We start from the raw sequence: 20197 nt of genomic DNA, 5'->3' as shown, positions 1-20197 counted from the left end.
GTGTAGCTAGGCCTCCAGGTACTTGAGCTCGATCAGTTTGTCGATGACCTTCTGGGCCGACTCCGAGACCTCTTCGGTCTCCGTCTTGCAAACGACCTCGGGGTTCTCGGGAGCCTCGTAAGGATCGTCGATCCCGGTGAAACCCTTGATCTCGCCCGCACGGGCCTTCTTGTAAAGACCCTTCGTGTCGCGCTCCTCGCAGACCTCCAGCGGAGCGTCCGCGTAGATCTCTATGAAGTCCTTGATCATGGCGCGGGCCTCGTCGCGGATCGCCTTGTAGGGCGAGATCGCTGCCGTGATGACGAAGACGCCGTTGCGCTGGAGTAGGTGGGCGACGAACGCGATGCGGCGGATGTTGGTGTTGCGGTCCTCCTCCGAGAAGCCGAGGCCCTTGGAAAGGTTCTCGCGCACGACGTCGCCGTCGAGGATCTCGACGGGAACGCCCGCCTCCAGCAGCTTCTCTTCGACCTCGTGCGCGATCGTGGTCTTGCCGGAGCCGGAGAGGCCCGTGAACCACAACACCGCGCCACGCTCTCTGTTGGCTTGCTTCATGTATTCCTCCGTTCTGACGTGGGGTGAGCTACGCGTACTCTCAGCTCATTTGGGACAGCGTTATTTCTTGAGGGCGGAGGTGCCCAGCGCTCCGGGCGCGGGGTCCAGTCCGAAGAGATCCAGGATCGTCGAGTGCACGTCCCAGAGGTGGAGCCCTTCCTTGTAGCCGCCGCCGTTCTGACCCGGGGCGTTGTTCATGATGAAGATGCCGTTCTCGGCGTGGTTCGCCTCGTCGGGACCCGTGTCGTTCTCGAACGTGTACAGCGAGCCGTGACCGAGGGAGCCGACACTCCTCCACCGGAGCTCGCCGAAGATCACGATCAGGTCGGGCGCTACGCCCTTCTGGTTCTTGTAGATCTCCTCGGGCTTCAGGGCCTTGTTGCCCATCGGGTTCCCCTCGTGATCCACCATCGCCTCGATCTTGGCGACCAACGCGTCGCGCACGTTCTCGTAATCCGCGGCGGGGATGATGCCCTCCGGCTCCCGCCCCTCGACGTTCAGGAAGAGGCGCCCGTAATAGCCACCATCGCCCCAGGCGCGCGTCTTGGACCAGTCGATGTCCATCTTGTTGATAGCGGTCACGCCGTCCGGCTCGTTCGTGAAGGAGAGATAGCCCTCCTGCTGGAGCCATTCGTTGAAGCAGACGCCGCCGACCATCGCCTTCGCACCGTGGTCCGACACGACGAGCACCGTGGTGTCCTCGTCGGCGTGCTTCAGGATGTCGCCGATCTTGCCGTCGAGGAACCGGTAGTACTCGCGCAGCGATTCCTTGTACGGGTTGTCGGGCTCGTAGCGCGGGTGGTTCGGGTCGATGAAGCTCCAGATCCCGTGGTTCAAACGGTCGGGCCCCATCTCGACCATCATGAAGAAGTCCCACGGCTTGTTCGTCAGCAGGTAGTCGGCGGTCTTGAACTTCATGTCGGTCATCTTGTAGGCCTCATCCAGGATGTACTGCGTGTTGTCCGTCCTGAAGTTGCGGATGTCGAAGATGAACTCGCCGACATTGCTCTCTATCTCCTGCTTGAGCTCTTTCGGGTACGTGTACTCCGCCTGGTTGTTCGGCGTCAGGAAGCAACCGATCTGGATCCCGTTCACGGGCTTCGGCGGATACATCGGCGGCACCGACATGACGATGCACTCCTTGTCGTTGTCGGAGAGGATGTCCCACACCGCCGGCTCCTTCACCTTGAAAGAGGTGGCGAACTCCAGCCCGTCATAGGTGTGGTCCTTGCGGTTGCGGAAGCCGTAGATCCCCAACGTGCCGGGGTCCTTTGACGTCATCATGCACGCCCACGCGGGGACCGTGATGGGCGGGACGATCGAAGCAAGAGGGCCATAGACGCCGTTCTCGCGCAGCTTGGTGAGGTTCGGGATGTCCCCCGCGTACTCGTCGAAGATGTGCTCCGGTGGTGCGCAGTCGAGGCCGATGACCATCACGCGCCGGTCGCCCTTCTTCCGGGAAGACAGCGCCTCTTTCTTGTCGCCGACGACCTGCGCCGCGGACGAGGCCGCGTCCTCGGTCTTCTTCTTGATCTTGTCGAAGAGCCCCATCGTTAGGCCGATGCCTTCGCGCGCTCGGCGTCGATCAGGATGCGCGCTACCTCGGGCCGGGAGAACTCGTGCGGCGGCTCCTGGCCGGCGGCCAGCATCTCGCGCACCTGTGTTCCCGACAGGTGCACGTGGTGGCTCCTGTCGTGCGGGCACGTCTTGGCCGAGGCCATCCCCTCGCATTCCTTGCAGAAGAAGGTGTGCTCGAACTTCAGCGGACGGACCCCGAGCTCTTGCTCGTCGAAGCTGTCGAACATCTCCTGCGCCTCGTAGGTGCCGTAGTAGTCGCCGACGCCGGCGTGGTCACGTCCGACGATGAAGTGAGTGACGCCGTAGTTCTTACGCAGAAGGGCGTGCCAGATCGCCTCGCGAGGCCCGCCGTAGCGCATGGCGGCCGGGAACACGGACAGGATGACGCGGTCGTGAGGGTAGTAGTTCTCCATCAGGACCTCGTAGCACTTCATGCGGACCTCGGCGGGGATGTCGTCCCCCTTGGTCCCGCCGACGAGCGGGTGGATCAACAGGCCGTCGACTCCCTCCAGCGCGACCTTCGTCAGGTATTCGTGCGCGCGGTGGATCGGATTGCGCGTCTGGAAGGCGACGAGGGTCTTCCAGCCGCGCTTGGCGATCTCCTCGCGAACCTGCAGCGGGGTCAGCCGGTACTCGGAGAACTCGTGGGCGAACACGTTCTCGAGCACGGTGACCTCACCGCCGACGTATTTCGGGCCCTGCGAGTAGATGTGCGCGACCCCGGGGTGCTTGTCCTCCGCCGTCTTGTAGCACTTCTGCGCCTCGTCCTGCGGGTCGTAGGAGTAGATGTCCTCGATGTCGATGATCGCGACCGGCTGGCCTTCGTGGACGATCGCCGCTCGCGTCCCCGCCGACAGGTTCCCGAGCTCCTCCTCGGTTGCCGACAGCGTGATCGGAAGGCTCCAAGGAAGTCCATTCGCGAGCCGCATGTCGTTCACGACCGACGTGTAGTCGGCCTGGTTCATGAAGCCGCGGTTCGGGGAAACGGCGCCCACGGCGAGCAGCTCCAGGTCAGAGAGGATCCGCCGCGACCGGGCCTCGATGGTCGGGAGCGAGGCCGCCTCCTCCTTCAGACGAGCCGACTCCTCGGCGGCCGCCATACGAAGCTCGAGAGCGCCGCCGTGCGGCTCGATGCCGGGGACGTCTTTGAGCGTGGTCATAGCTGTCTCCAATCGCTAGACGGGGTCGTGCGGGGTGGAGGCGAGAGATGCAACCAAGCCGTTGCACACTCCCAGCGCACTCCTATAACACTCTTGACCCTATCAAACTCGACCCGGGGCCGCCACCCGGTGACTAGGTCGCGACGTTGGCGAGTCGGCGATTGACCGCGTCGAGCGTGGCCCGGACGCAGGTCTCGGTCACGGGGCCGCCCCGGGTCAAGGCGGCGCCCAGGACCTCGAACTTGCTCTCCTCCTGCACTACCACCAGCACGGCCTCCTGCCCCCCGACGGTGACCAAAGCGGCGGTCTGGAGCTTGAACTCCACCTCGGTCACCAGAGAGCGCACGGCCTCCAAGGTCGCCTCGGCGAGCACCTTCAGACCGTGGGGGGTCTTCTCGGATGACGACTTCCCCACGACCTCGTTGCCCGGCCCCCCCAGAGCGACCTCCGCCTGCGATGTCCAGCTGCTCGACGTCAGCGCCACCCGCCTCAGAGCCGGTCGGGGCGCCTGGTCCGTTCGAGGCTGACGCACATCGGGAACGAGGGAGGGAACGGCGGTTGCCCCCTGGTCCTGGTCCGCGCCTCCCGCGCTGAGCGGACCCTTGCTCACGGCCTCTTGCTCGGCGAACTCGGCCGCTCTCTCGAGGGACTCCAGGTCGCCGAAGTAGGACTCGGCCTCCAGCTCGAACACGAAGACCTGGCTCACCGGCGAACCAAGGTCGAGGCTCGCCATCTGATCGAGGATCCGAGACTGGATCACGTCGCGATCGGTCCCTATCTGCGTGAAAGCTTGGATCTCCGACGGGCTCCCGTCGCTGCTTCTCAGGATCACGCAGCCGAGGACACCCGGCAGCTCCTTGATCCTCGCTTCGAGATCTTCTAGACCCAGCTGACTCATCGCTCCCCCAGCGGCTTTAGTCGTGGAAGTCACTATAAGTGCCCCGCAGGGGCACTGCGCAGGGAAAAAAGATGCACCCGCCGAGCCTTCTTCCCGGCCGAAACCGGTTTACGACTCAACGGGTGCATCACGGAATCTAGTCAGCGCGGCGGCGTGCCGCAAGACCCGAACAGCAGGATTGTTCGCGCTCTGCCCGATTTCTTCGCGCTCTGCCGCCTGTACACAGAAAAACGCCAGGACACCGGGAGGAGAAGTCGCGAAACCCTCGAAAGGGTGAGAGATTGCCCCCTAGCGGAAGCTGTGGCAGGATGCCCCCGGCCATCCGCCCGATACGGCGGAGAACGGGATCGGTCGAGGGATGGCATCAAGGTCTTCGCGGGCCTAGAAGGACCAGCCGACAAAGGAGCTGAAACAGGATGTTTGTCCGAGGAAGACGCGCGTGGATCGCGCTGACCCTCCTCAGCACCCTTCTCATCCCCGCCGTCGGAAGCCTCGCCGCCGGCCCTCGCGATGAGCTCCAGAAGAAGAAGCAAGATCTCGAGAAGCTTCAGGCAGAGATCGCCGCAGACGAGGCCAAAGCAGGGTCACTCGAGGAAGAAGTAGCCGCGATCAACGCAAGCATGATCCGGCTGCGCGACGAGTTGACGAAGCTGAACGCCGAGATCGCGCTGATCGAATCCGCCGTGAGAACGGCGCAGGCCCGCATCGACGCCGCCCAGGCGGAGATCGACAAGATCAAGAACATCGCGACCCGCCAGGCGGTTTCTCTCTACAAGTCGGGCGCCACCGAAACGCTGGACGCCCTCCTGAACGCGAAGTCTCTATCGGAACTGGACAACCGGGTCGAGATGCTCGGGATGGCGGCGCAGCAGAACACGGGTGCTCTGGTCGAGTACAGCCGCCTGCAGGTGGAGGTCGAGGCCGCCCATCAGGAGCTCTTCGACCGCAAGGAAGAGCTGGAGGGGGCGCGGGACCGCAACGCATCCATCCGCGCGAGCCTCGACGAGAGGGAAGCGAAGCTCAAGAAGCTGCTCGAGCGACTCGAGAAGAGCCTCGGCAAGAAGTACGCGCACGAGGGCAACCTGGAGGCCGGGATCCAGGAGTTGGAATACGACCTCCTGAAGAAGATCACGCTGACTTCGGTCGCCGCTCTCGGCCGTTCCTCGCAGGGTTACATCTGGCCGCTGAACGGAAACGTCACCTCCTACTACGGACCCCGCTGGGGGCGGATGCACACCGGCCTCGACATCGACGGGTCGACGGGGCAGCCGATCGTGGCCTCGAAGGCGGGAACAGTGATCCTCGCCTCGTCGTACTCGGGGTACGGCAACGCGGTCATCATCGACCACGGAGGAGTGCAGACGCTGTACGCCCATATGTCGTCGTTCGCAGTGTCGGAGGGCCAGCAGGTGCCGCAGGGCGAGATCGTCGGCAACGTCGGCTGCACCGGCTCCTGCACCGGCGACCACCTGCACTTCGAGGTGCGTGTGAACGGCGAGCCGGTCGACCCGATGGGTTACCTGCCCTAAGGGGCTATCACCCTCTCGTAGGCGTCGAACTGACGCGTGATGTGCATCCCCACGCGCTCGTAGAGCCGAACGGCGCCGGTGGCGTTGCTGGAGTCCACCCCAAGCCCAACCTTGTCCCACCCCTTCGCTTTGAAGCGCGCGAAGGTCTCCCGCAGCAGTAGCTCACCCAGGCCCCGGCCGCGCCTGTCCTTGCGAACCGCGAGGTCTTCGACCCAACCCATCCCCACCTTCTTGCCGTTCAGCGAGACCCCGATGAGCCGGTCTCCCTCGAAGATCAGCGGGGTGAACTCCGGCTCGAAGTCGTCGCTCTCCTGCACCCGCTTCCGGAAGGACTCGAACGGAAGCGGCGTCCAGTTCCAGTGTTCGCTGAACGCATCCACGATCAGCTCGTGAACAGCCTCGGCATCCTTCTTGGGCTCGAACGTTCGCAGGAGCAAGCCCTCCGGAACGGCAGGCGGTTCCCCAACGTCATCGAGCGCGATGGCCATATGGAAGTAATGCCGGACACATCGGTATCCTCGCGTTTCGAGCATGGCGCGCGCAGTGTCATTCTTCGCCGACACGAAGTTCCGAAGTAGCAGCGGCCTCCGGCGCACGCGCCCGGCGGCCTCATCTGCCGCCCCCTCCGTGCGATCGATCAAGAAGGAGCCGATGCCCCTGCCGAGGTGCGTGGGGGACGTATAGCACTGCGCGTCGAACGCCTCGGCTTCCTCCTCACGGAGGTCCCAGAGGCCGCCGTAACCGACCACCTCTCCCGCATCCTCGACCACCCATGTATCGGTCTCGAGGTCGAGATGCGGATCCTCCAGGTCCTCGCGGATATCGGTCTGGGAAAGCCAAGGCTCCAAGCCTTCGCTCCTATCCGCGGCCGCCATAAGAGCAGCGAGAGCAGCCGCGTCCTCAAGACGAGCCGGCCGCACCGAGAACTCGGGAGGTAAACCGGTCAACGACACTCTCCTTCCTAGACGAGCAGCGGTGGGACGTCGTCGCCCGTGGGGGACGTGTCTTCTACCCGAGCGAAGCGAGCGTCGGCCCCGTAGGGCGATGCGGCTCGCCGCTGCGGGGCCAAATCTAAAGGGCCCGGTCTCTTCGACCGGGCCCTCTGGTTCTGAACCGATCAATCGGAAGGCTGACCGGCACTGCGGTTAGTGCGGGTTTTGCACTTACCGCAGCGATGAAATGGGATCAGCGGCGAAGCCGCTTTCTCTCATTGCCTACTGCGGCAGGGCCTTTAGGCCCTGACCCAGCACGCGACCGTTCACGCCGAAGGCGTGACCGGTCGACTACATCATGCCGCCCATGCCGCCCATACCGCCCATACCGTGGTCGTGGCCGCCGGCGGCAGCGCCGCCGTTCTCCTCCGGCTTGTCGACGATCGTGGCCTCGGTGGTGAGGAAGAGGCCGGCGATCGACGCGGCGTTCTGCAGAGCGGAACGCGTGACGCGCGCGGGGTCGATGATGCCTGCCGCGAGCAGGTCGACGTACTCGCCGGTCTGAGCGTTCAGTCCGTGGCCCGGCTTCTCGTTGCGGACCCGGTCCACGACGACCCCACCCTCCAGACCGGCGTTCTGCGCGATCCACCGCAGCGGCGCGTCCAGCGCCTCGATCACGGCCCGGGCACCGGCCCACTCATCGCCCTGCAGGTCGAGCGCCTCGATGGCCTCCCTCGAGCGAACCAGCGTTGCGCCACCACCGGGGACGATGCCCTCTTCGACCGCGGCACGCGTGGCGGAGACGGAATCCTCGATGCGGTGCTTCTTCTCTTTCAGCTCCACCTCGGTGGCCGCCCCGACCTTCAGAACGGCGACGCCGCCGGACAGCTTGGCGAGACGCTCCTGAAGCTTCTCGCGGTCCCAGTCGGAGTCGGTGCGGTCGATCTCGGCTTTGATCTGCTCGATGCGGCCCTTGATCTCGTCGGCGTTGCCGTCGCCCTCGACGATCGTTGTGTTGTCCTTCGTCACGACGACCTTGCGGGCGCGCCCCAGCATCTCGAGGCCCACGGTCTCCAGCTTCAGACCGATCTCCTCCGAGATCACCTGGCCGCCGGTGAGGATAGCGATGTCCTGCAGCATCGCCTTGCGGCGATCACCGAAGCCGGGGGCCTTGACGGCGATCGAGGTGAACGTGCCGCGGATCTTGTTGACGACCAGCGTGGCGAGCGCCTCGCCCTCTACGTCCTCGGCGACGATGACGAGCGGCTTGCCCGACTGCATGACCTTCTCGAGGACCGGCAGCAGGTCCCGGACCGTCGAGATCTTGCTCTGCGCCAAGAGGATGTAGGCATCCTCGAGCACGGCCTCCATACGGTCCTGGTCGGTGATGAAGTACGGCGAGATGTAACCCTTGTCGAACTGCATACCCTCGACGAGCTCGAGCTCCATCCCGAAGGTGTTCGACTCCTCGACCGTGATCACGCCGTCCTTGCCGACCTTGTCCATCGCCTCGGCGACCATCTCGCCGATCTCGGGGTCGTTGTTCGCGGAGATCGAAGCGACGTGCGCGATCTCCTCGCGGCCCTCGACGTCGCGCGACTGGCTCTTGATCGAGCCGATCGCGGCCTCGACGGCCTGCTCGATACCGCGCTTCAGCGACATCGGGTTAGCGCCGGCCGCGACGTTCTGAAGCCCGGACTTGATCATCGCCTGAGCGAGCACGGTGGCGGTGGTGGTGCCGTCACCCGCGACGTCGTTGGTCTTGGTCGCGACCTCTTTCACGAGCTGCGCGCCCATGTTCTCCCACGGGTCCTCCAGCTCGATCTCCTTGGCGATCGTTACCCCGTCGTTCGTGATCGTCGGGGCGCCCCACTTCTTGTCCAGCACCACGTTGCGGCCCCGAGGGCCGAGCGTCACGCGGACCGCGTTGGCGAGGCGGTTTACGCCCGCCTCGAGGCCGCGCCGCGCCTCCTCATCGAACTTGACTAGCTTTGACATTCAGACTCTCCGTTTCTGTTGGGGATCGCTTAGCCGACGATCGCGAGCACGTCGCGTGCCGACAGGATGAGGAGGTCCTCACCCTCGACCTTGATGTCGGTGCCGCCGTACTTCGAGTACAGGACCTTGTCGCCCTCCTTGACGTCGACCGGGATCAGGTCGCCGGTGTCGCTGCGCTTCCCGGGGCCGACGGCGAGGACGGTGCCCTCCTGGGGCTTCTCCTTGGCGGTGTCGGGGATGACGAGGCCCGACGGCAGCGTCTCGTCGCCCTCGTCGGGACGGACCAGGATGCGGTCCTCCAGCGGCTTGATCGTCTTGGTGGCAGTGGCCATGCTTTACCTCCTGCGGGTTGTCCTGCGGGTTTAGCACTCCAAAGGTGCGAGTGCTAAGGATAGCCCCGCGTGCCCAAGATGGTCAAACGCGGTAGCGGCCCCCGGAGGGGCCGCTGGTTCAGATCGAAATCATGCCTCGATTCGAGGCGCCGCGGGCTAGGGCTTCAGTTCGAAGCGCACCACGGCGGGGTCGCCGGCGAAGTTCGCCAGCAGTACCCAGCTGACGCCCGCAGGCATGATGCCCTCGGCGTCGTTCTTCTCTCCCACAACGGCGCCGGCTTGGACCGACGTCGGCAGCAGGACACAGTCCTTGTCGTAGAAGAAGGCATAGAGGTCGTGGCCGACCTGCGAGTCCGCGGTCGCCAGGATGTTCGACTGGATCTTCTGGTATGCCTTGGGGACCTCGTAGACGTACGCGTCGAGACCATTCGTGGCGGGGATCTCGCAGCGGGCCTCGAACTCGTTCGCCGTGACCGAGTTCACCTCTCCGGTGGAGGCGAACAACATCGTGTGCGCGACCGCGATGACGCCGTCGGGACTCTTGTAGGGCTTGGGCTTCTTCTTCCCGGCAAGCGCCGGTGTCATCGATGATGCGACGAGCGCCATGACCAGCGCCATCAGGATGTACTTGGACCTCATCGTGCTCTCCTTGTAGAGGAACCGTCCACTGCCAGGAGGTTCGGCGGAAGCGGGCGATGTCCTGCCGGAGGTGGCCATATCCGGCGTTGTCGCCGGCTAGACCAGCGGGAGGTTCGGGTCCGGAGCCGCGTCCAGGGAGGTGGTTCGGCCCCTGCGGATCATGGCGGTGGCACACGCGGCCACCATGGCAGCGTTGTCCGTGCACAGCTCCATCGGAGGGACCGTCACCTTGATGCCCCTGCGGGCGCAGCCGTCGGCAAGTCCCTGCCGCAGCCCGGAGTTCGCGGCGACGCCCCCGCACAGGAACACCCGCTCCGCGGCCACCTGCTCCGCCGCGGCAAGCGTCTTGGCCACCTGGATGTCGACGACTGCCTGCTGGAAGGAGGCAGCGATGTCCTCGATCACCACCGGATCCCCGGCCGCCTCCAGCCTGCGGACGTGGTTGATCACCGCGGTCTTCAATCCCGAATAGGACACGTCGAAGCCGGGCTCGGTCGCCATAGCGCGCGGGAACTTGACCGCCGCCGGGTTCCCCAGCAGGGAGAGCCGGTCGATCTCGGGGCCGCCGGGGTAATCGAGCCCCAGGAAGCGGGCGACCTTGTCGAAGGCCTCGCCGGCCGCGTCGTCGATCGTCGTTCCGAGGATCTCGTAGTCGCCGTCGGCGAGCGCGTGAACGATCATCGTGTGTCCGCCCGATATCACCAGCGCGAGCGCGGGGAACCTCGCCTCGGGATCTACCAGGAGGTTCGAGTACAGGTGCGCCTCGAGGTGGTTCACGCCCACGAATGGGATCTCGAGGACCGCCGCGATCGACTTCGCCTCGGCGACACCGACGAGGAGCGAGCCGATCAGGCCAGGGCCGAGGGTCGCGGCCACGGCATCGAGGTCCCAGAACGTGGCGTCGGCGCGCAGCAGCGCCTCACCGATGACTGGAGTCAGGGCCTCCACATGTGCGCGCGCGGCGATCTCGGGGACTATGCCGCCATACTCGCCATGCAGGTCGCCCTGCGAGATGATCACGTTCGAGAGAATCTCTCGCCCTCCCTTCACGACCGCCGCGGAGGTCTCGTCGCACGAGGTCTCGATCCCGAGCACCAACGTGCTCTCGTCCCACTCTTCGACCGGGAGATCTTGCACCGCGGTGCGTGGTGCAGTGAGGGTTGATTCCTCGCTCATCGGCGGCAGATCCACACCGGTGAGTGGCCTTCCCATCGGGTCGCGCGGGACGTCGTTCATCGCGCGCTGCTCTCGAGCTCGTCTCTGATCTGCCGCAAGCGCAGCCGGTAGTTGGTCGAACCGACGTCGGGAGCCTCCATGATGAAGGCGTCCTCGTTCGTCTCGATGTAGTAACCCTTCCTGGTGCCCACAACAGAGAAACCGAACTTCACGTACATCGCCTGCGCGACGTGATTCGACACCCGTACCTCCAGCGACACCACCTCCGCGCCGCGCGCGATCGCCTCGGTGATGACCGTCAGCAGGAGCCGGGTCCCGATCCTGCGCCCATGGAAATCGGGATCCACCGCGATGTTCGTGACGTGGGCCTCGCGCCCCATGAACATCATCCCGCTGTAGCCGACGACTTCTCCCTCATGTCTGGCGACGAGGTAGGAGCGCGACGACCGCTGCGCCAGCTCCGAGAGGAACAACGACGGGCTCCACGGGCGCGGGTAGACGCGAGCTTCTATCGTCAGCACCTTGCGCAGATGCCGGCGTCGCATGCGGGTGAGCTCTACGTCGACGACGGGATCCGGCGGCGGCTCCGGTTGCCGGGCTTGCGCCATCAGGCCGACCTCTCCGTGCGGATGCGGTCCCACTGGATGCGCCTCGCCGACTGGCGCAAGTAGAGCGGCTTCAGGTCGTAGGGAGAGTCAAAGTCCTCCCGGAACAACCGCGGCAGGCTCAGCTCCACGAGCGAGCGGGCGTTCGGGAAGGCGTGGCTCATCGTCCCGACCTCGCAGACGCTTCCCAGGTCTTCGAACATCTCCCGGTAAAGCAAGGCGCCGTTGCCCACGAGCAGCACCTCTTCGGGACGCGAGGCGATCCCGATCGCCAACTGACCCGGCTTCTCGACCCTGTACTCGGTCATGCGCTGGATGCCACCCGGCGACGAGCGATAGAAGGCGTGGAAGACCTCGTTGCGACGCGCGTCGAGCACCGCGCAGATGGTCTTCGAGGAGTAACGGAGCTCGTACGCCACGAGGTCCAGGCTGGCCATACCAACCATCGGCAACGACAGCGTCTGAGCGATCGCCTTCGCCGTCGCCACGCCCACACGCATACCCGAGAACAACCCGGGACCGAGACTGACCGCCACCGCCCCCAGGTTGCGGTATCCCAGCCGCGCCTCCTCGAGACAGAACCGGATCGCCGGCAACAGGAACTCGTTGTAGTTCGCGCCGCGCGACACCATGGCGCTCGCGACCACACCTTGTTCCGAACCGATGGCCACGCTCGCCTGTGGAGTCGAGGTTTCGATACCCAGGACCAGCATCTAGCTCTCCCCGTCGTCGCGGATGAGGTCCCTATCGTCGCGTGGCAGGGGATCCGCGGTGACGACGAAGCGCGGGCCGGTGCGGGTCCCGGCCGCGGCCGCGTTCAGCAACGTCTCGGCGGTCGATCGCATCGCTTGGACCTTCCGCACCCACTCGGGGCCGTGCGGCCTGAAGATCAGACACCGCTCCTCCTCGGCCGACGGATCCGCCGCCCGCCGGAGGTCCACCTCCAGATGCCGACGAGGAAGCATCGGCGCGATCGCCTCGCCCCACTCGATCAGGACGATCGCTTCCGGGTCGAGGTACTCCTCGAACCCGAGGTCGATGACCTCTTGGAACGAGTTCAACCGGTACACGTCGAGATGGATGATCGGGTACCTGGCCTGGTACTCGTGAACGATCGTGAAGGTTGGGCTGGTGACGCCCCTCTGGACCCCCAGAGCGATGGCCACCCCCTGGACGAAGGCGGTCTTCCCCGCGCCGAGGTCACCGCTCAGGCTGATCACGTCACCCGGCAGGAGAACCGGCGACAGCGACGCCCCAACGATGCGAGTCTCTTCCGCCGAATAGGTGGTGCAGACAAGCGCGCGCTGCGTCACTCGAACAACCCCAGCTGGTGCGCGCTCGCAGGTTGCGGCGCGTGCGCGACATGACGGGACCGAGCCTGCTGCACCAGCACCTTGACCGTCGCCAGATCCTGGCGGATCGCGTCGATCCTCGGGATGCCTCGGTCGCTGCCGCCGCGAAGCGCCGCGGCCGGATGGAACGTGGGGACCACGGTCGCACCGCGGTACCGGAACAGCCGCCCGCGGGCCCGGGTGATCCCGATCGGCTCCCCGATCATGAACCGCGTGGCGAAGTTCCCGAGCGTGACGATCACGTCGGGTCGCATGTACTCGAGCTGAGCCTCCAGGTAAGGGCGGCACGCGTCGATCTCGTCCGGCAGCGGGTCGCGGTTGCCCGGCGGCCGGCACTTGACAACGTTGACTATGGCAACCGAGGAACGATCGAGGCCAACCTCCGCCAGCAGACGGTCCAGGAGCTGTCCCGAGGCTCCTACGAACGGCTCTCCTTCGCGGTCTTCGTGGAACCCCGGACCCTCGCCGATCAGCATCACGTCGGAGTCGAGGTTGCCGCCGGCCCACACGACCTGGGTCCGGCTCTCCGAGAGACGGCATCTGGTGCAACTCAGCGCCCGGCTTCGCACCGACTCGATCTCGACCCGATCCCCCGAGAGCTGCGGCATGCAGTGACAGTACAGAACCGGCGGCTCCGGCGACGGTTCTCGGCGGACGGCGCTGCGGGACTAGACCGCCAACTTCCCGTTCTCGACGAGCGTCTCGCCGTCGGCCGTGATGCGCCCGCCTCTGCGCAGGTCGCAGACCATGTCCCAGTGGACCGCGGAGTGGTTGGTCCCGCCGGTCTCCGGATAAGAGGCGCCGACCGCGAGATGGACGGTGCCGCCGATCTTCTCGTCCAGCAGGATCTCGCCGGTGAAGGCGGTGATCCCGAAGTTGGTCCCGATACCGAGCTCGCCCAGGGTTCTGGCCCCCGCATCGGTGTCGAGCGTTTTGATCAGGAACTCCTCGTTCTTCTCGGCGCTCGCGGCGACGACCTTGCCGTCGGCGAACTCGAGCCGGATCCCCTCTACCAGTTGGCCTCCGTAGAGCGCGGGGTACGTGAACGAAACGATGCCGTTGGTCCCGCTCTCGACCGGCCCCGTGAAGATCTCGCCGTCGGGGAAGTTCGAGGTCCCATCAGCGGGGATGAAGGTGCGGTCGGTGATGTCGAGGTAGAGGTCGGTTCCCTCCCCCTCCAGGTGCACCTCCCGACGTCCCTTCACCCACTCGAGCAGGCGAACATGCCGCTCGGCTACCTTCTTCCATTCACCGACGGGGTCGTCCGCGTCTACGAGGCAGGCGCCGTAGTAGAAGTCCTCGTACTCCTCGAGGCTCATCTCGGCGTCCATCGCGATGGCCTCCGTCGGGAACAGCGTCACGTTCCACCTGAGCTCGCCCGCCGCGCCGCGTTCCATGCGGCGGTCAAAGATGGGACGACGCGCCTTCGCCGCCATGACCTGGCGGGCGGGGTCGACCTTCGACAGGTGTCGGGTGTTGGTGTCGCTGATGATGGAGAACTCGACGTCGAGGTTCTCCACGTACCACTTCTCCGGCTCCCACACGTACTCGAGCTGGTGATCCTTCGCAAACCTGTACAGCAGAGGCTGCGCGGCCGGCAGCGTCGCGCGAAGGATCGGGTGGGCGCCACGTTCGAGGCAACGCCGGTACAGAGCCAGCATGAGAGGTTCTGCGGCATAGGAGCCGCGGATCGATACAAGGTCGTTCTCGCGCACCGCCACCGAGTAGTCGACGAGGATGTCTGCCACCGTCTCGACGCGTTGGTCCCTCATATGGCTCTTCTCGCCGCCGGCTCCGGACCGAGTACGTCGCTCATGAACCTCTGCAGCATGTCATTGAAGTCGTCGTGCCGCTCCAGCATGGTCATGTGGCCACACCCCTCGAGCACCTGCAGCTCCGCCTTCGGCAGGTGTCGCGCGAGATACTCCGACGCCTTCGGAACGGTGAGCCTGTCGTGAGTCCCGGTGATGACGAGAACCGGCACCGTCACGCCCCCGAGTAGATCCGTCACGTCGTAGTCGCGATAGGACTTCACGAGATCGAAAAGGACATCCGACGGCGTGTCGGCCAGCATGTCGTAGGTGAAGTCGATCTGCTTCGCCGAGGCGTGGGGGCCGAAAGCCGCGAACGAGACGGCGAGGAACAGCGAATCTGTCGGCCTCACGATCTTGCGCAGTCGGTCGACGCCGCCGTGATAGCTCCCCAGCATGTCCAAGGGGTTGCGGATCACCCGCTCGACCTTGGAAACGACGGCGCCGCCGATCGAGGTGTCGTAGGCGGGGCGGTAGGTCGTGTTGGACAGAACGAGCCCCTTGATCCGGCCCCCCAGCCACTCGTGCCGCACGCAGCACAGCTGCAGGGCGATCATGCCGCCGATCGAGTGTCCGACGATGACGGCCTCCTCGAGCTCGGAGTCGTCGATGACCGCCTCTAGGTCGCGCGCCAGGTTCTCGATCGAGAACTCGGCGTCACCCTTCGGCTGGGAGCGGCCGTGGCCGCGGAGATCGAAGAACACGAGGCGATGCTCGCCGACGCCGTTCATCTGGTAGTGCCACAGATCGGTTCGGAGGGCAGAGCCGTGGACGAACACAGCTCCTCGGGGAGTCTCCGGGCCCGCCTCTTCTACGAAGAGGTCGGCTCCGTCGGGACGGTGGATCAGCCGCTGTCGATCGCCCCGTCTGGTGCCGAAGGGCTCACCCGCCTCCGGGTCGTTGCGTCGACGGCGGCTAACCACGGACCGCTGCGCGACGGCTCCGGCTCCGAGGCCGACGGCGGTGCCCGCAAGCGCTAGCAGCCCCTTCTTTCTCATCCGGCCTCGCCCTTGCGTTCGTTCAAGAAGATGCGCGGGACGCGGGACGGGATCCTCGTCGTCACCTCGTAGTTGATCGTGCCTATGTGCACGGCGAGCTCCTCTGCGGTCACGGCGTCGTCGCCGTCTGCGCCGATGAGGGTAGCGATGTCGCCGACGGCCACGTCGTCCGAGCCCACGTCCGACATGAACTGGTCCATGCAAACGGTGCCTGAGACGCGGTACCGCCGGGCCGCGATCAGAACGTCGGCTCGTCCCGACAGCCGGCGGTCGTAACCATCGGCATAACCCGCCGTGATCGTAGCGACCCGGCTCCGCTCCTCCAACGAGTAGCGCAATCCGTAAGAGACACCGGCACCGGCTTCCAGCATCTTGGTCATGTTGATGCGCGCGCGGAGCGACAGCGCCGGTCGCAGCTCCAGCACCCCGAATAGATCGCGGCTTGGCCACAAGCCGTAGGTCGCGACCCCGCACCGCACCAGGTCGAAGTGTGTGTTCGGGTCGCTCATGGTGGCGGCCGAGTTCGCGAGATGGCGGTATCGAAGCTTCACCCCCGCCTTTTCCACTTCCTCGGTCACCTGTTCGAAAAGCTCTAGCTGCATGCGGGTGAACGGGTGGTCGGCGATGTCGGCAACCGCAAGGTGGCTCCAGGCGCCTTCGACCTCTACCCCATCGAGAGTGGCGAGCGATCGCACGGCCGCGAGGGCGTCTTCTGCAGGGATCCCGACGCGGTGCATGCCCGTGTCTATCTTGAGATGGACCCCGACGCGGGAACCCCGCTCGATCGCCGCACCGGATACCGCTCGTGCGAACGGCTCCGTGTACACGGTTGGCGTGAGGTGGCGATCGAGCATCGCGGGGATAGCTTCGGGCGGAGGCTCGGTGAAGACGTGGATCGGGGCGTCGACTCCCGCCTCCCGGAGGTGAAGGCCCTCGGCCACCCGGGCCACCCCGAGCCGCGTCGCCCCCGCCTCCAGCATCGCGATCGCCGACTGCGGGTTGCCGTGGCCGTACGCATAGCCCTTCACCACGCCCATCAGCTCGGCGCCGGGGGCCGCGGCAGCGAGCGTGCGCACGTTGTGACGGATCGCATCGAGGTCGACCTCCGCCCACACCGGATGCCCGCGAGCTTCGATCTCAGCTTTCGTCAAAGACATGGTGGTAAGGAGCGTAGGTGGCGCGTAGGCGCCGGACGGCTTCCGGCAGCGCCTCGCACACGTCCCACGCCATAACACCCGTCGCTCCGACCCGCTCCGCCGCTACGGACCCGGCTACGCCGTGGACGTAACAGGCTGCCGCGGTCACGGTCGTTGCCGGCGCCTCTCGGTGCCGCGCGAGGAGCGCCGCGAGCGCGCCGGTGAGGACGTCTCCGGTCCCCGCCGTCGCGAGCTCGGGTCCTCCCGCTGGGATCGCGTAGGCAGTTGCCGGCCCCTGTGCCGCGGCCACGGCGGTGACTGTGGATCTCGTTGCGACCAACGTGTTGCGACCCTTCAAGACGACCGCGCAGCCGAACCGCTCCGCCGCCTCGAGCACGACCGTCACCCGGTCCGCGACGACCTCCGCGGTACTCCTCCCGAGCAGCCCGCCCAGCTCCGCCGAATGTGGGGTCAGCACCAGCGGCGCATCCCGCTCCGCCAAGATGTCGCTCCGTCCCGCCAGCACGTTGAGGGCGTCCGCATCCAGGACCAGCGGCTGCGCGACCTCGCGCAGCGCCCGCTCCACCAGCTGCCTCTGCTGGTCGCCGGTGCCCAGGCCCGGGCCCAGAGCCACTGCATCCGATCGATCCAGAGCGGCGGCGGCATGGTCGAGTGCGTCCGGCCCCAGAACCTCTCGCGGCGCCACGGCTTCCTTCAGCACCTCGGGCAACGTGACATGCGCAGCATCGATCACCCTCTGCGTCGAGGCGAGAGTGACGTAGCCCGCGCCCATCCGGGCCGCGGCCCGCGCCGCGAGCAACGCGGCACCGGTCGTTCGATCGGAGCCCGCCAGCACCACGACGGTCCCGTGCGAGGTCTTGTGGTCGTCGGGATCGAGTCGCGGCAGCGCGGCCTGGATGTCCTCCGGGTCGACCACGAATACGGTCCCGCCCCGGACCGGGATGCCGATGTCCGCAACGACGACCTCGCTTTCGCGAGCGCCGTCGTCGAAGAACGTCTGCAACTTCTCGGCGCCCAGCGCGACCGTGACGTCCGCCGGCACGAGTCCCGCAGACGGAACGTCCACGGAGACGACGCGCGGACGCCGCTCGCCGGCTGTCTTCCGCGCCATCTGCGCGACCGCGTCGAGCGCCTCGCGCGGGGCTCCGGTGATCTCGCCTCTGAACCCGGTCCCGAACACCGCGTCGACGATGACGTCGCTCTGCAGGTGTCGGGCGTCGAACACCGTCACACGACAACCGCTCGCCCTCAGAAGATCCAGATGGAACTTAGCTGCACCCGTGGCTTCCCGGGGATCGAAAAGAATGCAGCACACCACGCGCAGCCCCTCGCGATGAAGCACGCGCGCCGCGACCAGACCATCACCGCCGTTGTTGCCTTTCCCGCAGACGATCGTGACCCTCTTGCCGTAGCGCCCACGCGTCTCTCGCAAGACGACACGCGCCACGGCCCGTCCGGCGCGGTCCATCAGCACCGTCGCCGCAGTCCCGCCAGAGATCGCCTCCTCGTCCGCCCGCCGCATCTCGGCCGGCGTGACCAGAGGTCTCACTCGACCGTGACGCTCTTAGCCAGGTTCCGTGGTTTGTCCGGCGACAGTCCCCGCTCCTTCGCGATGAAGTATGCGAACAGCTGGAGCGGAACCGTGTCCAGTACGGGGCTCAGCAGCGGCTTCGTAGCCGGCACCTCGAAGATCTCATTCGCCAGTGCCCTCGCCCGCTCGTCCCCCTGTGGCGCCACCAGGATCGTTTCTGCTCCGCGGGCCCGGACCTCCTCGACGTTCGCGAGCATCTTGTCGTAGAGCTTCGCACCGGTCAGCACCGCGACCACAGGCACCCCCGGCTCGAGCAGCGCGATCGCACCGTGCTTCAACTCTCCTGCGGGATAACCCTCCGCGTGGATGTACGAGATCTCCTTGAGCTTCAGCGCGCCCTCGAGCGCAACGGCGGTACCGACGCCTCGCCCGATGAAGATCACGTCCGACGCGTCCGCGTATCGCTTCGCGGCCCGCTGCACCTCACCCTGGATCCGAAGCACCTCCTCCACCTGATCCGGAAGCGCCTCCAGCGCGGCCAGCGTCTCACCCACCTTCTCCGCCTCCATGCTCTGGCGTTGCTGCGCGAGGTACAGAGCGAACAGATTCAGCGCAACCAGCTGCGCCAGGAAGGTCTTGGTCGCCGCGACGCCGATCTCTGGCCCAGCGTGTGTGAAGAGAACCGCATCGGCGTCGCGGGTGATGGACGAGCCCACCACGTTAGTGATCGCGACGACCTTGGCGCCCATCTCCTTCGCGAACCGGATAGCCGCCAGCGTGTCCGCGGTCTCCCCCGACTGCGCGATGCCGATCACCAGGCAGGTCTCGTCCAGCACCGGGTCGCGATAGCGGAACTCCGACGCGAGATCGAGCTCCACAGGGATGCGCGTGTAGTGCTCGATCGAGTGCTTCGCCGCCATCCCGGAGTGGAACGACGTGCCGCATGCCACGACGACGACCTTAGAGACCCTTCGCAGCGTGTCATCGTCCCAGTGCACCTCGTCCAGCTTGACGCGGCCTTGATCATCGACGCGGCCGCGCAGGGTGTCGCGGACCACGTCGGGCTGCTCGAAGATCTCCTTCAACATGAAGTCTTCGTAGCCACCCTTCTCGGCCGCCTCCATGTTCCACTCGACATGCACGGGCTCCGCGGTCACTTCATCGCCCGCGAACGTGAAGATGCGAACCGACCCGCGCGTCACCTCCGCTACTTGACGGTTGTCGAGAGGGATCACGTCGCGCGTGTGCTTCAGCAACGCGGGGATGTCAGACGCGACCAGTCCCACTCCGTTCGCCGCCCCCACGATGATCGGCGGCTCCTGGCGCGCCACGATGATTCGGTCGGGCTCGTCGGAATTGATGCACACGAGTGCGAAAGCTCCCTCCAGCACGTTGACCGCTTCCAGCACCGCCTCCAGCAAAGAGCAAGACTCCTTCTGGATGATCGACTCGATCAGGTGAGCGGCCACCTCGGTGTCGGTCTCGGATTCGAAGCTGTGGCCTTCCGAGACGAGCCGAGCCCTCAAGACGTCATGGTTTTCGATGATCCCGTTGTGGACCAGCGCGATCTTGCCGCTGCAATCCTGGTGGGGATGAGCGTTCTGATCCGTGGGCGCGCCGTGCGTCGCCCAACGCGTGTGGCCGATCCCGAGCGACCCCGGAAGATCCCGGCCCTCGAGCTCGGCCTCCAGCTGGCTCAACCGACCCGCCTTGCGCGCCACGGACACGCCGCCGTTCATCACCGCGACCCCGGCGGAGTCATACCCTCTGTACTCCAGACGCTCCATCCCCTCGATCAGGATCGGGAGCGCGGATCGGTCACCCACGTAACCAACGATGCCGCACATCGGGCGTCACCTCTCTTTATGTAGGCGCGAGCAAGCACGCGCTTCAGCAGTATCAGAGAGGGCCACCCCGATGCCGGTTTGTGACCCGGGATCGCTCCCGGG

Annotated in this window: 19 protein-coding genes; 1 reads left to right on the top strand and 18 read right to left on the bottom strand. The window is 66.0% G+C overall.

Translation table 11 applies throughout. The annotated features are described in order from the left end of the window. Positions 1-6: 6 nt before the first annotated feature. From cysC to M3N53_09640, 4 genes are all read right to left on the bottom strand, one after another. A complete protein-coding gene (gene cysC, locus M3N53_09655) occupies positions 7-552 on the bottom strand; it encodes an adenylyl-sulfate kinase (protein ID MDP9068588.1) in 546 nt (181 codons plus the stop codon). Positions 553-612: 60 nt separating this feature from the next. Beyond that, complete coding sequence (locus M3N53_09650; GenBank protein MDP9068587.1) at positions 613-2103, bottom strand: alkaline phosphatase family protein; 1491 nt, start codon at positions 2101-2103, stop codon at positions 613-615. A 2-nt stretch (positions 2104-2105) separates the two neighbouring features. After that, positions 2106-3290: a sulfate adenylyltransferase gene (gene sat / locus M3N53_09645; GenBank protein ID MDP9068586.1), complete on the bottom strand. Its 1185-nt coding sequence runs from the start codon at positions 3288-3290 to the stop codon at positions 2106-2108. A gap of 133 nt (positions 3291-3423) precedes the next feature. Then, positions 3424-4188, bottom strand: coding sequence for a hypothetical protein (locus tag M3N53_09640; protein MDP9068585.1), 765 nt, complete (start codon positions 4186-4188; stop codon positions 3424-3426). Between the two features lie 416 nt (positions 4189-4604). On the opposite strand from M3N53_09640, the gene M3N53_09635 reads away from it, so the two are divergent. Further along, positions 4605-5717 (top strand): peptidoglycan DD-metalloendopeptidase family protein, encoded by a 1113-nt coding sequence (locus M3N53_09635; protein ID MDP9068584.1) that lies wholly within the window; start codon positions 4605-4607, stop codon positions 5715-5717. Here the strand turns inward: M3N53_09635 and M3N53_09630 are convergent. From M3N53_09630 to glmS, 14 genes are all read right to left on the bottom strand, one after another. Then, on the bottom strand, positions 5714-6565 hold the full coding sequence (locus M3N53_09630) for a GNAT family N-acetyltransferase (protein ID MDP9068583.1): 852 nt from the start codon (positions 6563-6565) through the stop codon (positions 5714-5716). The two genes, M3N53_09635 and M3N53_09630, sit on opposite strands and share 4 nt — an antisense overlap. Before the next feature lie 435 nt (positions 6566-7000). Next, entirely contained in the window at positions 7001-8647 is a 1647-nt protein-coding gene (gene groL, locus M3N53_09625) for a chaperonin GroEL (protein MDP9068582.1), read from the bottom strand. Positions 8648-8676: 29 nt separating this feature from the next. After that, positions 8677-8979 carry a co-chaperone GroES gene (gene groES / locus M3N53_09620; protein ID MDP9068581.1) on the bottom strand — a complete coding sequence of 101 codons (303 nt, stop codon included), beginning with the start codon at positions 8977-8979 and terminating at the stop codon, positions 8677-8679. A 156-nt stretch (positions 8980-9135) separates the two neighbouring features. Continuing rightward, positions 9136-9618, bottom strand: a complete 483-nt coding sequence (locus M3N53_09615; protein MDP9068580.1) for a hypothetical protein — start codon at positions 9616-9618, stop codon at positions 9136-9138. A 96-nt stretch (positions 9619-9714) separates the two neighbouring features. Beyond that, positions 9715-10854, bottom strand: a complete 1140-nt coding sequence (tsaD, locus tag M3N53_09610) for a tRNA (adenosine(37)-N6)-threonylcarbamoyltransferase complex transferase subunit TsaD (protein MDP9068579.1) — start codon at positions 10852-10854, stop codon at positions 9715-9717. Then, on the bottom strand, positions 10851-11402 hold the full coding sequence (gene rimI, locus M3N53_09605; protein MDP9068578.1) for a ribosomal protein S18-alanine N-acetyltransferase: 552 nt from the start codon (positions 11400-11402) through the stop codon (positions 10851-10853). Before rimI ends, tsaD begins: the two co-directional genes overlap by 4 nt. After that, positions 11402-12112, bottom strand: a complete 711-nt coding sequence (tsaB, locus tag M3N53_09600; protein MDP9068577.1) for a tRNA (adenosine(37)-N6)-threonylcarbamoyltransferase complex dimerization subunit type 1 TsaB — start codon at positions 12110-12112, stop codon at positions 11402-11404. Before tsaB ends, rimI begins: the two co-directional genes overlap by 1 nt. Further along, positions 12113-12712 (bottom strand): tRNA (adenosine(37)-N6)-threonylcarbamoyltransferase complex ATPase subunit type 1 TsaE, encoded by a 600-nt coding sequence (gene tsaE, locus M3N53_09595; GenBank protein ID MDP9068576.1) that lies wholly within the window; start codon positions 12710-12712, stop codon positions 12113-12115. Further along, on the bottom strand, positions 12709-13359 hold the full coding sequence (locus M3N53_09590; protein ID MDP9068575.1) for a uracil-DNA glycosylase: 651 nt from the start codon (positions 13357-13359) through the stop codon (positions 12709-12711). The genes tsaE and M3N53_09590 overlap by 4 nt, the downstream gene beginning before the upstream one ends. Positions 13360-13419: 60 nt before the next feature. Beyond that, positions 13420-14523, bottom strand: a complete 1104-nt coding sequence (locus tag M3N53_09585) for an aminopeptidase (protein MDP9068574.1) — start codon at positions 14521-14523, stop codon at positions 13420-13422. Beyond that, on the bottom strand, positions 14520-15560 hold the full coding sequence (locus M3N53_09580) for an alpha/beta hydrolase (GenBank protein ID MDP9068573.1): 1041 nt from the start codon (positions 15558-15560) through the stop codon (positions 14520-14522). The genes M3N53_09585 and M3N53_09580 overlap by 4 nt, the downstream gene beginning before the upstream one ends. Then, positions 15557-16717 carry an alanine racemase gene (gene alr, locus M3N53_09575; GenBank protein ID MDP9068572.1) on the bottom strand — a complete coding sequence of 387 codons (1161 nt, stop codon included), beginning with the start codon at positions 16715-16717 and terminating at the stop codon, positions 15557-15559. The genes M3N53_09580 and alr overlap by 4 nt, the downstream gene beginning before the upstream one ends. Beyond that, a complete protein-coding gene (locus M3N53_09570) occupies positions 16698-18266 on the bottom strand; it encodes an NAD(P)H-hydrate dehydratase (GenBank protein ID MDP9068571.1) in 1569 nt (522 codons plus the stop codon). Before M3N53_09570 ends, alr begins: the two co-directional genes overlap by 20 nt. Then, positions 18263-20095 carry a glutamine--fructose-6-phosphate transaminase (isomerizing) gene (glmS, locus tag M3N53_09565; GenBank protein MDP9068570.1) on the bottom strand — a complete coding sequence of 611 codons (1833 nt, stop codon included), beginning with the start codon at positions 20093-20095 and terminating at the stop codon, positions 18263-18265. The genes M3N53_09570 and glmS overlap by 4 nt, the downstream gene beginning before the upstream one ends. Between the last annotated feature and the right edge of the window lie 102 nt (positions 20096-20197).

It is taken from the genome of Actinomycetota bacterium (genome assembly GCA_030776625.1).
Taxonomy (GTDB): domain Bacteria; phylum Actinomycetota; class CADDZG01; order CADDZG01; family WHSQ01; genus MB1-2.
Note: the sequence above shows the minus strand (reverse complement) of the source record. Positions and strands in the feature narration are given on the sequence as shown.